Raw genomic sequence first — 14,354 nt, forward strand, 5'->3', positions numbered from 1 at the left:
ATCTACAGTACAATGTATGGATTATTTAACCGTTACATTTGGCGAGCGTTTAACCACTTCATCGTTTAAGTCAATACCAATACCAGGCACTTCCGTCACCTTGAAGATACCGTTTGTAGGCTGAGGGTCTTGAATACACAGTTCACGGTTCCAGTCTTTAGTCGCATAAGTATGGTGCTCATGGATTAAGAAATTAGGAATCGCGGTTTCTAAATGCAATGATGCCGCTGTTGCTACAGGTCCACCACAAACATGCGCTTGAATACGAATATCGTATACATCCGCATAGTCACACACTTTCTTTGCTTCTGTGAAGCCACCACATAGACCAACATCAGGTTGAAGAACATCAATGCTTTGATCTTCAAAGTAAGGACGTACATCCCATCTGTGGTACAAACGCTCACCACCCGCAATAGGCACATTGACATTATCAGCGACTTTTTTATGTACCGCTGGATTCAAGTAGTTAACAGGCTCTTCATACATCATGCAGCCCACTTCTTCGATCACACTGCCCATTTGAATCGCAGATGCCGCTCCCATTAACGAGTGAGATTCGAAAATGATATCAACATCTTCACCCACAGCATCACGAATCGCTCTTAAACGATTACCAAACAAACGCATTTGTGGCTTAGTGAAAAGCTTAGTACGGTCAAATGAAGAGCTGCCATCATGGTTGTAAACAATTGGGTCAACTTTCACTGCATCATAACCTTCAGCAACCGCTTTCAGCGCCGCCTGAGCGTATTCTTCTGGCTCGATTAACTTATTAATTGTGGTATCCCAATCAAATTGTAATTGGCTAGCATAGGTACGAAGCTCATCGTTTACCTTACCACCTAATAACTGATAAACCGGAACACCTAGCGCTTTACCTTTAATATCCCAAAGCGCTGTATCAATCGCACTCATTGCAGAATAAAGTACAGGTCCGCCACCTAATCCCCAAAAGCTTTCACGCAGCATTTTTGACCATAAAAGCTCGGTATTAAATGGGTTAAAACCGATCAATACGGCCTCTGCAATTTCCTTAACCATAGCGGCCGCTGCACTGTGACCCCAATCATAAGCAAGGCCAGCTTCACCAACGCCACTAATGCCCTCATCCGTATGAATACGAACAAACACAGGGTTCCAAGCCGGGCGCTTAGGACATTCAATATCAAAAATTTCTACATGAGTGATTTTCATAACTTTCTCTCAACCATTAACTAAAAAGGCTCTAATAAGTGCCCTCAACAGACACTTAGATAGATAGTATTAATTTATATTTTTTAAAAGCAATTAAGCTGATATTCGCATCAGCCTAATCGGCAAAATCTGGATATTGACGAGATACTCTTCTCATCATCGCTGGCCAAGCTTTTTGTCCGCCCGTTAACCCTGAATGAACAATATTTGCTTGCGCTTTAATGCCATCTACAATGCTTTGATCCACAAAAATAGGCGCCATGCCGGTAGACATTACTTGTAGCTGTACTTGGCATGCTCGCACTAAATCATACATATGCATAAAAGCATCACCTATTGTTTTGCCCATAGTAAGTGCCCCATGGTTTCGTAATAACATGAAGTTAGCCGTACCTAGGTCTTCTTGTAATCTCAGCTTTTCTTCATGATTAACAGCAAGACCTTCATAGTCGTGATAACTCAAGGATGCTAAAGCGAACATTGAATATTGGCTTAGAGGCAAAAGGCCTTTTTCTAAGCTGGCAATCGCAATCGTCTCATTCGTATGGACATGTAAGGCACATTGGTCTTCATGACGTGCCTCATGCACGGCACTGTGAATCGTAAACCCTGCAGGATTTATCTTAAACGGACAATCTGGATCAACAACATTGCCATGTATATCTATCTTAACTAAATTCGATGCTGTAATTTCATCAAAACTCAAACCAAAGGCATTAATCAGCAAATGATCAGAGTCAGGAATGCGCGCTGAAATATGAGTATGAATAAGGTCATCCCAACCATGCATCACAAACAAACGATAACACGCAGCTAATTCAACTCGTGTCTGCCACTCTTGGGCTGATACCTTGCCTTTAAGGTTTATTTTAGGTAGTTCAAACATGAATAAGCCTCTGCAATAAACATATAGAAATAGAGGTAAACCTAGACGTTGTTCACCATCACTTTAATCACACAAATAGTAACATGAGCGCCCAATTCATTGTTTTAAAATTAATAATTAAATGATCAAGTACTTAAAATTCGATATAAAAGCTTTATTAGGTGTCTTAAATTTAGTATTCATACACTCCTAAATAAACAGCATCAACGATTAAAATGCAGCTAATGACTCATTAATAATTAAGAAACGTATACTTTTTTATCAAATCACACTTGGGTTTCTAGATTAAAATAGAACAAAAAGAAGAAAGCAGTGAAATAAGCACAATAGCATCAGCCATAAACGCTGATTCAGGGGTTAAATCAGCGCATTTAAGGGATTTAAGAAACCTTAAAACATACCATTTTCGTGAGCAAATTCACTTTCATCCGGCATACTCATACAAGTGTCCCAATGCTCAACTACTTTACTGTTAGTATCTAAGCTAAATAAGTCCGCACAGGCATTATGGAATTTATCACCATCACGACCATACTCAACCAATACTGAGACTAAATCTCCTTGAGCAATAATTTGCTTTATATCTGCAACAAAACCGCCATTTTTAAGAAAACCCAACACAGCTTCCTTACCATTAGGAACATAAGGATTGTGCTGAATATATTCTTCACCAAACAAGCTATCTAGCAGCTTCACATCACCTGCAAAGCCCTTTTCAATAAAGTCTTTTACCACTTGTTTGTTATTCTCAAGGTACTGATTAGATACTTGGCGATTAGCATTACCAAGACCATCTAGCATGCTGTTGCCATTAACACTTTTCGCTTTTGGAATTTCATCTTGCACGACATCCCAATGCTCAACAATTTTGCCTTTATTGAGCTTAAATAGATCAACCACAACCTTTGATGGGCCACCAGCAAAAGACACACGAGATTGGATATACACCAGATCACCTTCTGCTAACGTTCGAATAATATCCCTTTTGATCGAAACATTATTATTCTTCATTCCCTTAATCGCACTGACTAAGCCTGCTTTGCCATCTTTAATGCTAGGAGAATGTTGCCTGTAATCGTCACTATAATACTCATCAACAAGGCTCGCATTAGACTGATCAAACATTTCAGTCAAAGCACCTTTTACCAAATCTAGATTAGCTTTGTTTTGCATGTTCGTTTGGGCTTGTAAAAGCGAGCAGCTAATTAAAGTGATACAAATAAAACATAGTTTTTTAAACATGGTTAATCCTAATTTAAATTCCATAATTTTTTCATCCATGAAACTTTAGAATCATGAAAATGTTTAATGTTTTCCAATTACTAACCGTAGGGATAAATCACAAAATTTAGACGTCAAAATTCCTACTCTAGAAATAAGAAAGTAAGTTTTTCTGGCTATTAATAAGTGGCTAGAAGAGCTCATATGCAGTATACCCTTGCATTAGAAGCTACTTATACTAGGGCTAATGAAATACATTATTTCTTATTTCGGACAAGTTAGAACAACAAAATTTATTATCGTTTCAACTTAAGGTTATTCCTAAAAACGTTTAATAATGAGAATCAAAAGAAAGGAGCTAAAAGAAAAATATTTAAAGGCTTTTAGAAGAAGGTATTATTTGTCTAAATAAACTCTGAGGAGTGCACTATTGAGAGTGAAGTGCACTATTGAAAACCAACACCTGATACCGACTTAAGACGATTTAACCAAGCGCACAGCCAAAGGAAAACCCTCAGTGTGGCCATCAGCACTTCCATTCCAAAAATCAATAAAATAGAAGAGTATGGGTAAATCACTTACCTCAGTCGAACTCCAGTAAGGCGAACCTTCTGCTGACTCCACAAGGTCCGAAAAGTATTTCGTATTAATACTTGGCTTAGTGCAATCCATATCTAAAAGGCTAAACAATTCTTCAATATTAGGTAATCGCCAACCATCAGAAAATAAGGCGACTCTCTCTTTAGCCTCTCTCAAACTTAAATATTCAACCTTTCCAGTGCAACTTTCAGCAGAAGACCAACGAGTACCAAGACTACAGCGCTGCCAAGTTAGGTTTGTTTTAGCATCAAAAACTTGGCCCTCATTTATGGTAAAACGTTTTTCTAGCTCACCTAAGGTATTTTGGTAATTACATTCTGCAAGAACTGAATTACTTATAAATAATGTCGTTATAAGAAAGCCACAAATACTTTTCATCATTCGCTATATTCCCTTAAAGCTATAAAGTTTCATTTTAAACTTTTGTGCAAGTAATCTAAACTATTTTAGCGTTACTTTCTTGATGGCTCATGCTTTTCATACCTAGGTAAATTTGCTCCCAGATCTTCCCAGTTTGCTTTTGAAGTAATGAAATTATGGGAAATGGGCCGTTCTTCAATATCCGTATCAAACACACCTAAACGTATTCTTAGCTTGTCAGGGTTTGCTGCATTAGCACTATAAATCGGTGTGCCACAGATTGAACAAAAATACTTACGCTTATCTTGGCTAGACTCATAATAAGTAAGACTGGATTTGACATCGGTTAGTTCAAAGTCTGCTTCATTGATAAAACCATTTGTTGCAAATGCACTACCACTTGCCTTACGACACAAAGAGCAATGACAATAAATCGGATCAACTACCCCACCTTTTAACACAAACTGAATAGAGCCACACAAGCAACTGCCTTTATACATCTAACCTTCCTAAGCTTTCGAAAAAGTGCATTTCTCATTTAATCGTTAAACGCAAAAAAGAATTGACCTTATTAAGGCCTCTATTATCAAAAAACACTTATAAAATTTTCATTCTTATTATTTCATGACGACAGACTAAATCAATAAAAAGCATGAAAGGCCACACAAAACAGAAGAAAGAAGTTAGCTAGAGACTCAATGAGATTAGTATTTTAGAAAGTAAATGAGAGAAGCTTTTTGCTATCGTATTTTTAAAGTAACAAATAAACGCTTTATACCAAGCCAAATAACGAGTTTCATATGAAAGCCGTGATTTGGCTCGGAACAAAGTCGCCTTAATGCTCTTTATTCATGACATATTTGCGTTTATCAAGGGTGACAAAAATAAAGGTTAATAATGATAAAAGTAAAACAGCTGCCAGTGTATCAATACTATTGATATCAAATACGCCAGAAAAAGCCGTTAGAAAAGCACCACCTATCATTCGTAAAAAGCCATCAATAGACGCGGCTAAACCGGCGCAATATTTAAAAGGTTCTAATGCTAAAGATGTTGCTGAACCTGACAGTAAACTGAAGCCAGAAGCCCCCATTGAAGACATCATAAAAAATAAAACTGTGCTATTTAAAGGTGTTGCTAATAGACCAAATCCTCCCAATACCACCAAGCTAGCACCAAGTAATACTGTATTTTTTCTTCCAAATTCTCTCATGATAAGAGGAGCAATAAAACTCGATAAAATTTGTATGCCACCAATAATTCCAAAAGCTATGGCGAACTCAATTTGAGTAAAACCACCTTCTTTCATTGCTACGATAGGTGCAACAGAGATATAAGTTAGCAAGGCGCCAAAGCTCAATGTATTTGCAAGGGCATAAGTGATAAAAGTCCTGTTCGTAAAAATATCTTTAATATTACATTTCAGGTGTTCAACATCCTCAATATCTAAGGTTTTATTAGTATGTGAACTAGGGGTTAGTACCATAAAAGTAACAGCTAATAACAATGTTGCTATCGTTGCCATCAACCAAAATCCACTCGTCCAACCCCACCATAAGGCCAACCCACTGCCAATTAATGGCGCAATAGTAGGAACGGCGCTTGTTACACCTCCGATGTAACTCATCCACTTCCCAGCTTCTATCCCCTCATAGTTATCTCTAACCCAAGCCATCGCTGTAATCATAGTAAACGAAGCACCGATACCTTGAACGATTCGACCACTATAAAGTGAATGTAACGATGCTGAATTTACAATAAGCAAACTACCAAGCGCATATAAAAACAATCCCGTTACTGCAGAGAATCTTCTTCCTTTTTTATCGGATATTGGACCAGCAAATAGCTGACTAACACCTAATGCAAGCACATAAATAGAAATCGTAAGCCTAATATCATTCTCAGAAGCATTAAACGCATCTACCATCTGAGGAAAAGACGGTAAATAGATATCTATTGCTAAAGGACCTAATGGAACTAACAAAAAGATAACTAATAATGAAAGTGTTTTGTTATTTATCATTATTCACTCCCATTAATTGGCGCATAAAGGTCCACCTTGGTACGAGAAGAAAGAGTATCTACATACAACTGCATTTTCTCACTAAAAACCAACTCAGCGATCATGCTATAACTTCTCAGTTCAGAAAACGCAGCAATATCATTAATGTTTAAGTTACGACTACCGACTAGATACGCATCAACATCTATTTCTTGCTCCATTAACATAAGCTGTTCATCAAGCTTTAAAAGGTATTGGTCAGTCTTCTTTAATGCCTGATGAATCGTTTGCCCTAACATCTTATTGCGAGATTCAATAAAAGCATCAAGCGCATATGACGTTGCAAGTTCTGGTAAATTTAGCTTGGGCATTCTCGGATATAGAAGTTGAGCTGAAATAGGCTTTATTTGAGCTAAACGTTGCTCAAGAGCCTCAGAGATCAAATACCCCCCCAGTAGCGGAGGCTCAATTTGGTCCAATGTTCTAATTATATCTAGACTTTCGAACATAACGCTTGGGCTTCTACTTTCCATTTCCTGTATTTCAAGAACCGGTACTTTAAAGTATTCAAGCGCACTTCCTAAGATCTTAGGTCGCTCTCCAAAGACCATATAATTAACGTCACATTTTATATCTTTAAGACCAATAAATGCTCTAACCCTAACGCAATATGGACAGCTATCGAAAACGTATAGTTTCATAGCATTAACCTCCATGAATCATTGCAAATGACATTTTTTGGATATACACAGGAAGATCATGATAATTCTTCCAATTTTTATAGGCAGGCATTTCCAAAGTCTCGCTCATTTCAATAATTCTGGAGACCAACCTAGAAGGGTCACTCTTTAATTGCGCTTCAATTTCTGGAAGTACTAAATCATACAAGTCATCATAAAACTTTTTTGTTGCTACAAGTGGAGCAAGGTCTAGTCTTCTTGAATGAACATTGATTGCATAGTTTAAATCCCATTCAACTAACTTTTTCAGTAATAATCGGTTACCTAACATATTGGTATCCGTCAGAAAAACACCAGCACCTAAGCCATCATCAACATACATATCTGCACTAACTGCAATACCTTCTTTTGGTAAATAAATAGCGGCAACTGCCAAACCATCTGCTGCGCCAAAATGATGTAACTCTACCTTTGTAGTCCCCATTTCAATTGCCAGAAATTTATCAAACGTTTTGTGAATAACATCAGGCACCATATTCAAAGGATCTAAACCTTCATACTCAATGATATTTCTCTGGGCTATTATTTCTGCATCGGGAAAGACATTTGTTCCACCGACATGATCAAAATGCTCATGTGTAAATACTATCCTCTTCACGGGTTTATCCGTAATTTTGGCTATTTCACTTTTTAGCTTCTTAGCCCTGAAACTATTTGCTGTATCTGTGATCAATACATCATTCTTACCAATTACCACTAGGCTTGTATAATTAAACATACTCACTGCATATACATGCTCAGCAAGTTTTTGCACTAACACTGACTTAGCGAAAGCAGGGTTACTTAGCAAAATTAAAGTCATGATGAGCATTACTTTTTTCTCAAAGAATTTCATAAACATAACCCCAGCCAAAATTAGTTACCGTGCCAAATTGAGTAAGACATCCGCTCTACATGTCCAGGTAAGTTTTCTTCGTAACCACGCCAGTGACTAAATGCGGGAAGTTCGATTGTACTTTTAAGCTCTTCGGTTGTTTTACCTGCTTGCATTCCTTCCCACACAGCATCAAATAACGCTTTATTGAAGCGATAATCTTCTTCAAAGGCCTGCGGAGAAGAAATTGGCATATGACCACTCAATACAGTGTCAAATTCAAGCTCATTAAGAACTCTTTCAAACGTATTTAAAATTGCGACATAGTTATGCGCAGTTAAACGATAAGCTTCATTAACATATCCAGGTAAATGCCAATCAACGCCCATCAAAACCTGATCTTTAGGCATATGAATAATGCTCATACAATCACCATCATTTGGCCCGTAGTAATGTAGATCAACTTGTTTCCCACCAAGTTTTATTGAGTAACTATCCTGATAGGTAATATCTGGCTGAACCACTCTATTTTCTAAGTCTCGACTTAATAGTTCGGTGCACTTTTCTTGTGTAATAAACTTCGCACCTTCATCTTTAAAAATTTGGCCTCCTCGAGAGTGGTCAAAATGATCGTGTGAATAAATCACTTTCTTAACAGGTTGCTCGGTCAATTTAGCAATTTCCTTAAGCATCATTTTCGAACGAGTTTCACCTGAAGGGTCTGTCACAATAACGCCATCGTCTGTTATTACGACGAGACTGTTATAAAAAAACTGAGAGTACTGATACACACCGTCCTTTAACTCAGTCATCACAGGTTTTGAAGGGTCTGCACTTTCAGAAGCATTGACGCCACCGGCCATGCTTATTACTAAAGACAATGCAGTTAGTGTTAAGGAAGTATTCATTATGCAATCCTGTTTTACTTAAAGTTGGTAAAACAGAAGATAATTAATATACTATTACGAAACAATTGAGTTAATTATCATTTCATAATATACAAGAAGTATCGAATGGATAAATTTAAAAATATGCAACTGTTTTGCGCAGTTGTAGAAAAAGGCAGCTTCGCTAAAGCATCAAAAGCAATCGGCGTCACCCCAGCTATTGTAGGTCGAAGAATCGCAGATCTAGAAAATGAATTGGGATTTGTTCTTTTAAACCGGACAACAAGAAGCATGCAGCTAACTCCTGGAGGTAAAGACTACTACAATGGAGCAAAGCGTATTATGGCCGATGTTGAACAGCTCGAAGATTCTTTAAGCTCTGACCATCAACACAGCCCCAATGGCTTAATTCGCCTTTCAGCACCTGACGGGCTAGCTCCGTTCTTAGTCGCTGCGATTAAAATGTTCAGAGAGAGCTACCCTAATATCCGCTTTAATCTAATTTTTAATAATACTCAAACGAACCTTATCGAAGAAGAGATAGACCTCACTCTTCGGTTGTCATTCGACCTTCAAGATTCGACCTATATTGCAGCTAAACTTGGCACCACTACTTTTGGGCTTTATGCATCACCTCAATATTTAGAAGAAAGAGGAATACCCTCTCATTTTAGCGAACTGGAACATCATGATTGTATTCATATGGGAGATAGCCGTTATGGTGACACATGGACTCTTAGAGTGAATGATAAAAATGTGACCTATCGCCAGCCTTGGTCTCTTGTCGTTTCTAATACAGACGCATTAATACAAGCGATTCAAACTGGAATGGGCATTGGTATAGTGCCGACAATTTTTGTTCATGAATATGTAAAACAAAACCAGTTAAAAGAATTGTCAGGATTAACAAGTTTTCCAGAATTAGGAATATATGGATTATATCCAACCCGCAGACACATGCCCTATCGCATGACGCTATTTCTAAGCTTTTTAAAAGATTGGTTTAAAGCTAATGTGAAGTAAGTTTTAAGAGGCTAGACAAACCTATCGTACAGAGTCTGCGATATTAAGATTAATAACTTGTTGTGGTGACTTTGAATCTGATCTAAGGACGTTTAATAAACAGCCGACCGAATCAAATACCAAATACCTTCTTTTTCATATATTCCAATCTCAATCACCGCATCTCGTTTTTCATAGATCCCCTTCCAAACTGACCTAAACACCTCTAATTCATCAACGGTTTGAGTCCGTAGTGAACTTAAAAACTCATAACCAAGATTCATACCATTGTCTTGGTGCATGCACTCAATATCCTTGCGAAACCGCTCTTGGTTAAAGTCTGCGATGCGGTCTTTTTCATAACATTTGATATAAAGCTCAGAGTCTTTTGTATCATCGGCTTTTAGCATTTCTCTAAGGTATTCTTCTGCGATTTTTAATTGCGTTGTAATATTTTTAATTTGCTTAGTCATACTAATTCCTGATTAAAGTTTTATCTTCTATTCACAGGAGCTCGAAGAACCACCACAGGTTTGCGAACCAGCATTGGTTGCAGCACCAATACTATCTTGAGAATTAGTAGAAAATGCGTTTTTAACAGGTTTTTTTTCATCTTGGCTGCGATAAAAAGCCCATAAACCAAGCGCACTTATAAATGGTAAAAACCAAATCATGATGACTTGAGTGCTTTTTTGAAAGACCTCTAAATCATCACGCTTTAAGACGATGTAACTAACTCTCAAGTTAAGTAAGATAAGTATTCCAATACAAGCTGATAAGTAATCCATATATTAAACTCCCTCTAAAATTATCATCAATAACTTACAATTATTGATTTAGCAAAAAATAATCAACGTCCAAGTTCGTTACCCTATACAGGCTTTACTTTATTCGCGAGCATATCTAAATATTTCGAAAATCGCTTTAGTCTTGTTTCAGGCTTCTTCGCCGACGTCAGCCCAAGGGCAATCACATAACGACTGGATTTGGTTAAAGTCCCATAAAAAGCGTTTGCATCAGGTTTATCCTTTAATGCGACGATAAAATCCTCTGGCACGGTTATTTCACTCACGGTATATGCAGCACCCCAGCGCCCATCAGATCTTGCGGCTCTAACATGCACCATGCCAGACTCTTGCATTCGCCCTGCTGTTATCAAACGCTCAACATGTTCGGTATTACGTTTGGACCAATTACTACGTGCTTTTCTGGGGGTAATACGTTGCACATAACTTTGTGCATCTAGGGACTTTTTAACCCCATCAATCCAGCCCCAACACAAGCATTCAACCACCAGCTCGTTCCAACTTATACTCGGTATACCTGAGCCCTTTTTATACAATTTAACTAATAATTCACTTTCAGTAGCATGGTTGGCTTCAAGCCACAAATTTAGTGCTTTTGGTGTGTCAAAGCTCTCCATATTCGATACGCCATATTAAAGGGCATTATTTAGTTACCAGGCCAGATTAGTTCAATGCGTAAGCCTGAAGGTTCAGCTAACATCATATGCTTTCGAGGGCCACCAGAAAGCAGCTCTGGGGCAAACTCAACATTACAATCAACTCGATCAGAGATTTTTGAATATAAGTGATTAAGCTTCTCTTCGCTTTCTACTTGAATGGCTAAATGATGCAAACCAACATTTTTCTTTCGATTAAAAGGTTCGCCATTAAGGCTTTTATCCACTTGCCACAAGGTTAAACGCAGCCTGTCATCTGACACGGCAGTGCGAGGGTAACTTGCATCATAGCCAGACTCTTCCCATCCAAGGACTTCCACAAAAAATGCTTTGCTCGCGTTTAAATTGCTAACGGATAAACCTAAATGATTCAAACCAGAAGTTTCTGACATATTACTTTCCCTTTGAAATTTCAATTAAAGTATAAATATTACACTCTTAGCAAAAGAGTCTTCATTAAGGTGATAGTCCTTCAAGGAGCTGGCCATATTTGCATATTCTTGAGCATTAGTTTTTGAATAGTTAAAGCTTAAACTTAAAGTGTCTTAATAAAGTTTTTACGTGCTTGAAGAAGTTAAAGCAATAGCGAAGTGAATAAAATTGACGTCAGATATTCTAGGGAAGCTGCGAATAAGTCCTCCCGCCTCAGCGACTGCATAAAGCCCCTAGATTTATGGCAAGGGAGCAACTTAGGTGCCTACATTACGTCAAAGTAACGCTTTGTGTGATACTTTCACCTTAAAAGAACAGACTGAGAATAGGTGACTTAATCACAGGATTCCTAAGTAAATATTAAAATTATCCTCCAATTAAATGTACTTTAAGCAAGTTAGATATCTCGTCCCTGAGAGAATCAAATTAAGTGCCAAGCCTCTTTATCTTTTTAAGTTTTAATAATATGGTTTATTGATCGAAGCGTTGTTGTGCAACATTCCAATTCATAATTTTCCATATTTCATCCAAATATTTTGGGCGAGCATTACGGTAGTCAATGTAATAAGCATGTTCCCAAACATCTACAGTTATTACTGGTGTTTGCTTGTTAGTTAATGGGTTATCAGCATTGCTGGTATTAACAAGCTCTAAGCTTCCATCAATATTTTTAACTAACCAAGTCCAGCCTGCGCCAAAGTTAGCTATAGCACTCGCATTAAATTGGTTTTTAAACTCTGCAAAAGACCCAAACGTTTCGTTGATGGCCTGAGCTAAAGAACCTGTAGCCTCACCTTCACTATTAGGCGTTAGACCAGTGAAATAAAACGAATGATTCCAGATTTGTGCAGCTTGATTAAATACACCACCAGAAGCCGAGACAATTAGCTCTTCTAAGCTTTTGCCTTGTAATGCAGTACCTTCCACTAACTCATTTAATTTAGTGATATAAGCGTTATGATGTTTGCCATGGTGAAACTCCAAAGTTTCCGCTGAAATTGTCGGCTCTAAAGCAGAATAATCATATGGCAAAGTAGGTAGAGTAAATTTCATTTTAAGTTTCCTATTAAAATATTTTATTAATTACTAAATGTAAAAAAGTAAATTAGCTAAAAAACGCCAAGGGTTAAGCGTGGCCTTGTAAATACGCCATAAACGAATCACCTTGATAGATTTTTTCCTGGTTAATTAGAGTGATTTCAATATCATTGAAATACACATCAAACACAGTTTCTCTTTCATGCCCCAAAGGCTCTGAGCAATAGCATTGACTACACCAAGTAATGGTCTTGTCGTAAATCACTGCCTGCTGCAGCGCAATAAAAATGGCCTTACCATCAGGCTTTTGAGTTTCAATGGTGCCATCTTGTAGCTTACTAAGAAGCTCTGATGCTAGTGTGGGCTTTAATCTTGCAGTTACTTGATAATGCATAATGCCTCCTAATCCAAACGTGTAATTATTGAATGGAAAGCAGCTTAATATCTCAAGTTAACTTGAGGTCAAGCATTTTATAATGAAGGATTTAAAATAATTTTTAATCAGGTAAAAACTTACATGAAACAAATTGGAACACTCATCGTTACAACTTAGAAAGCACCGGTATCAGAGATTGCATTAAGGTCTCTATATAGCTCTTTCACAAATCGCTTTTGGTTTAAAAACCCAATACTTAGCCGCAATAAAATTAACTAGCATGCCTACAATTATTCCAGGAACAAGCGCAAAATAAGGCCATAAAGTAATAAGCAAGGAGGCTTCAACAAATGCAGGTAAGAGATAAATTGGCAAGAGTGCCTGTAAATTATCTTCTTGCCCCAATTGCATCATTAGGTAGTAGATTCCCATATTAGGGACAAAGGCTATTAAGGATGAAATAGCAAATAAAGACCATTGCTTAAGCTTATCAGCCTCGTTACTTTCATCTGTTATATTTGTAGCAAAGGTGAAGTATCGATTCAGATACCAGTTTGATGTCACAGCACACCAAAAAGCAAAGGCTCTAGCATAAAGTGGCGGCATAATAAGCGAAAGCAAAGCATAGATACTTAGGTCGACAATAAAGCCTAAACCGCCAACAAGGGCAAACCGATAAAAGGAAGACATGTGATAACACCTAGGCAGCCTGAAAAGCCGAATCCTAAATGACGTGCTGTCAAAAAAGCGTGAAGTAAGCGCCTGTGACTAAACCATTTATTAAGATTAAGCACCTGAGCCTTCAGACAATATGTTTTCTCTCTTCATCCATGAGTACACACTGTCCACCTATTAAATACCTTGTTACTCCTTCCACCCATAGCTAAAAGGACCATTTTAAAGAGCGCTTAAGTGGCTTTTTAATGTTTCAACATTATCCAAAGGATATTTTAGGCATTGGCGCTCTGAAGCCGAGCTTAACTTCATCACAGCACAAACCAAACTCCCAGATTGACTCAGCTTTCTCAGTTGAATCAAACCTTATAATATCCCAAGGAAGATTGAGGTACGAAGTCATGCCGATTTTACCACTGTCTCCTTCGATATAAATGATGTCCACGTTTTCAAAAATTGCGACTGCTTCATTCTCAAGGTTATCCCAAGGTGCCACTATTAATTTAAGCTCACTTTCTGAAACAGATAGCGCCTTGAGAGCATGAGTCCCCAAAGAGCGAAATAGAAGATCAGATATTTTTCTACTCACATATACCTCCAAAAACATAACAGTTAAAACTGCAGCGCATAATAACAAACTAAAGTGAACACTCTATTTAAAC

General features: G+C 37.7%; 18 protein-coding genes. 1 reads left to right on the forward strand and 17 read right to left on the reverse strand.

Features of this window, described 5'->3' with window-relative positions:
- Window positions 1–21: 21 nt before the first annotated feature.
- From Q0A08_RS07420 to Q0A08_RS07460, 9 genes are all read right to left on the reverse strand, one after another.
- The gene (locus Q0A08_RS07420; RefSeq protein WP_438465888.1) at window positions 22–1,197 is read right to left on the reverse strand and encodes a mandelate racemase/muconate lactonizing enzyme family protein; all 1,176 of its coding nucleotides are present in this window, start codon (window positions 1,195–1,197) and stop codon (window positions 22–24) included.
- A gap of 115 nt (window positions 1,198–1,312) precedes the next feature.
- Window positions 1,313–2,083 carry a class II aldolase/adducin family protein gene (locus tag Q0A08_RS07425; RefSeq protein ID WP_438465890.1) on the reverse strand — a complete coding sequence of 257 codons (771 nt, stop codon included), beginning with the start codon at window positions 2,081–2,083 and terminating at the stop codon, window positions 1,313–1,315.
- Between the two features lie 390 nt (window positions 2,084–2,473).
- Window positions 2,474–3,349 (reverse strand): nuclear transport factor 2 family protein, encoded by an 876-nt coding sequence (locus Q0A08_RS07430; protein WP_438465892.1) that lies wholly within the window; start codon window positions 3,347–3,349, stop codon window positions 2,474–2,476.
- A 429-nt stretch (window positions 3,350–3,778) separates the two neighbouring features.
- Entirely contained in the window at window positions 3,779–4,285 is a 507-nt protein-coding gene (locus Q0A08_RS07435) for a DUF1566 domain-containing protein (RefSeq protein WP_438465894.1), read from the reverse strand.
- A gap of 71 nt (window positions 4,286–4,356) precedes the next feature.
- Window positions 4,357–4,764 (reverse strand): GFA family protein, encoded by a 408-nt coding sequence (locus tag Q0A08_RS07440; RefSeq protein ID WP_438465896.1) that lies wholly within the window; start codon window positions 4,762–4,764, stop codon window positions 4,357–4,359.
- A gap of 335 nt (window positions 4,765–5,099) precedes the next feature.
- Window positions 5,100–6,287, reverse strand: a complete 1,188-nt coding sequence (locus tag Q0A08_RS07445) for a multidrug effflux MFS transporter (protein WP_438465898.1) — start codon at window positions 6,285–6,287, stop codon at window positions 5,100–5,102.
- A complete protein-coding gene (locus tag Q0A08_RS07450; RefSeq protein ID WP_438465899.1) occupies window positions 6,287–6,967 on the reverse strand; it encodes a glutathione S-transferase N-terminal domain-containing protein in 681 nt (226 codons plus the stop codon). The genes Q0A08_RS07445 and Q0A08_RS07450 overlap by 1 nt, the downstream gene beginning before the upstream one ends.
- A gap of 4 nt (window positions 6,968–6,971) precedes the next feature.
- Window positions 6,972–7,841: an MBL fold metallo-hydrolase gene (locus Q0A08_RS07455; protein WP_438465901.1), complete on the reverse strand. Its 870-nt coding sequence runs from the start codon at window positions 7,839–7,841 to the stop codon at window positions 6,972–6,974.
- 20 nt (window positions 7,842–7,861) lie between these two features.
- Window positions 7,862–8,728, reverse strand: coding sequence for an MBL fold metallo-hydrolase (locus tag Q0A08_RS07460; protein WP_438465903.1), 867 nt, complete (start codon window positions 8,726–8,728; stop codon window positions 7,862–7,864).
- Between the two features lie 105 nt (window positions 8,729–8,833).
- On the opposite strand from Q0A08_RS07460, the gene Q0A08_RS07465 reads away from it, so the two are divergent.
- Entirely contained in the window at window positions 8,834–9,730 is an 897-nt protein-coding gene (locus Q0A08_RS07465; RefSeq protein WP_438465905.1) for a LysR family transcriptional regulator, read from the forward strand.
- Between the two features lie 92 nt (window positions 9,731–9,822).
- On the opposite strand, the gene Q0A08_RS07470 is transcribed toward Q0A08_RS07465, so the two are convergent.
- The 8 genes from Q0A08_RS07470 to Q0A08_RS07505 all read right to left on the reverse strand — a co-directional run bounded on the left by Q0A08_RS07470 (window position 9,823) and on the right by Q0A08_RS07505 (window position 14,281).
- Entirely contained in the window at window positions 9,823–10,182 is a 360-nt protein-coding gene (locus tag Q0A08_RS07470; RefSeq protein WP_438465907.1) for a hypothetical protein, read from the reverse strand.
- 27 nt (window positions 10,183–10,209) lie between these two features.
- The gene (locus tag Q0A08_RS07475) at window positions 10,210–10,497 is read right to left on the reverse strand and encodes a hypothetical protein (protein ID WP_438465908.1); all 288 of its coding nucleotides are present in this window, start codon (window positions 10,495–10,497) and stop codon (window positions 10,210–10,212) included.
- Between the two features lie 83 nt (window positions 10,498–10,580).
- Window positions 10,581–11,132 (reverse strand): YdeI/OmpD-associated family protein, encoded by a 552-nt coding sequence (locus Q0A08_RS07480; protein ID WP_438465910.1) that lies wholly within the window; start codon window positions 11,130–11,132, stop codon window positions 10,581–10,583.
- 29 nt (window positions 11,133–11,161) lie between these two features.
- Complete coding sequence (locus Q0A08_RS07485) at window positions 11,162–11,563, reverse strand: VOC family protein (protein WP_438465912.1); 402 nt, start codon at window positions 11,561–11,563, stop codon at window positions 11,162–11,164.
- 511 nt (window positions 11,564–12,074) lie between these two features.
- A complete protein-coding gene (locus Q0A08_RS07490) occupies window positions 12,075–12,656 on the reverse strand; it encodes a superoxide dismutase (protein WP_438465914.1) in 582 nt (193 codons plus the stop codon).
- 73 nt (window positions 12,657–12,729) lie between these two features.
- Window positions 12,730–13,035 (reverse strand): hypothetical protein, encoded by a 306-nt coding sequence (locus Q0A08_RS07495; protein WP_438465915.1) that lies wholly within the window; start codon window positions 13,033–13,035, stop codon window positions 12,730–12,732.
- A 192-nt stretch (window positions 13,036–13,227) separates the two neighbouring features.
- Window positions 13,228–13,707 carry a GtrA family protein gene (locus Q0A08_RS07500; protein WP_438465917.1) on the reverse strand — a complete coding sequence of 160 codons (480 nt, stop codon included), beginning with the start codon at window positions 13,705–13,707 and terminating at the stop codon, window positions 13,228–13,230.
- A 244-nt stretch (window positions 13,708–13,951) separates the two neighbouring features.
- Entirely contained in the window at window positions 13,952–14,281 is a 330-nt protein-coding gene (locus tag Q0A08_RS07505) for a hypothetical protein (RefSeq protein WP_438465919.1), read from the reverse strand.
- Window positions 14,282–14,354: the final 73 nt, after the last annotated feature.

The sequence above is a fragment of the Marinomonas sp. PE14-40 genome (assembly GCF_051623805.1).
In the GTDB taxonomy this organism is placed as follows: Bacteria; Pseudomonadota; Gammaproteobacteria; order Pseudomonadales; family Marinomonadaceae; genus Marinomonas.

Bases quoted from the DNA above. Each gene is read 5' to 3' on its own strand.
- Q0A08_RS07485 (WP_438465912.1), bottom strand. From the start codon at position 11,563: ATGTCAGAAACTTCTGGTTTGAATCATTTAGGTTTATCCGTTAGCAAT.
- Q0A08_RS07480 (WP_438465910.1), bottom strand. From the start codon at position 11,132: ATGGAGAGCTTTGACACACCAAAAGCACTAAATTTGTGGCTTGAAGCC.
- Q0A08_RS07490 (WP_438465914.1), bottom strand. From the start codon at position 12,656: ATGAAATTTACTCTACCTACTTTGCCATATGATTATTCTGCTTTAGAG.
- Q0A08_RS07465 (WP_438465905.1), top strand. From the start codon at position 8,834: ATGGATAAATTTAAAAATATGCAACTGTTTTGCGCAGTTGTAGAAAAA.
- Q0A08_RS07500 (WP_438465917.1), bottom strand. From the start codon at position 13,707: ATGTCTTCCTTTTATCGGTTTGCCCTTGTTGGCGGTTTAGGCTTTATT.
- Q0A08_RS07475 (WP_438465908.1), bottom strand. From the start codon at position 10,497: ATGGATTACTTATCAGCTTGTATTGGAATACTTATCTTACTTAACTTG.
- Q0A08_RS07470 (WP_438465907.1), bottom strand. From the start codon at position 10,182: ATGACTAAGCAAATTAAAAATATTACAACGCAATTAAAAATCGCAGAA.
- Q0A08_RS07430 (WP_438465892.1), bottom strand. From the start codon at position 3,349: ATGGAATTTAAATTAGGATTAACCATGTTTAAAAAACTATGTTTTATT.
- Q0A08_RS07450 (WP_438465899.1), bottom strand. From the start codon at position 6,967: ATGAAACTATACGTTTTCGATAGCTGTCCATATTGCGTTAGGGTTAGA.
- Q0A08_RS07425 (WP_438465890.1), bottom strand. From the start codon at position 2,083: ATGTTTGAACTACCTAAAATAAACCTTAAAGGCAAGGTATCAGCCCAA.
- Q0A08_RS07440 (WP_438465896.1), bottom strand. From the start codon at position 4,764: ATGTATAAAGGCAGTTGCTTGTGTGGCTCTATTCAGTTTGTGTTAAAA.
- Q0A08_RS07420 (WP_438465888.1), bottom strand. From the start codon at position 1,197: ATGAAAATCACTCATGTAGAAATTTTTGATATTGAATGTCCTAAGCGC.
- Q0A08_RS07455 (WP_438465901.1), bottom strand. From the start codon at position 7,841: ATGAAATTCTTTGAGAAAAAAGTAATGCTCATCATGACTTTAATTTTG.
- Q0A08_RS07445 (WP_438465898.1), bottom strand. From the start codon at position 6,287: ATGATAAATAACAAAACACTTTCATTATTAGTTATCTTTTTGTTAGTT.
- Q0A08_RS07495 (WP_438465915.1), bottom strand. From the start codon at position 13,035: ATGCATTATCAAGTAACTGCAAGATTAAAGCCCACACTAGCATCAGAG.
- Q0A08_RS07460 (WP_438465903.1), bottom strand. From the start codon at position 8,728: ATGAATACTTCCTTAACACTAACTGCATTGTCTTTAGTAATAAGCATG.
- Q0A08_RS07435 (WP_438465894.1), bottom strand. From the start codon at position 4,285: ATGATGAAAAGTATTTGTGGCTTTCTTATAACGACATTATTTATAAGT.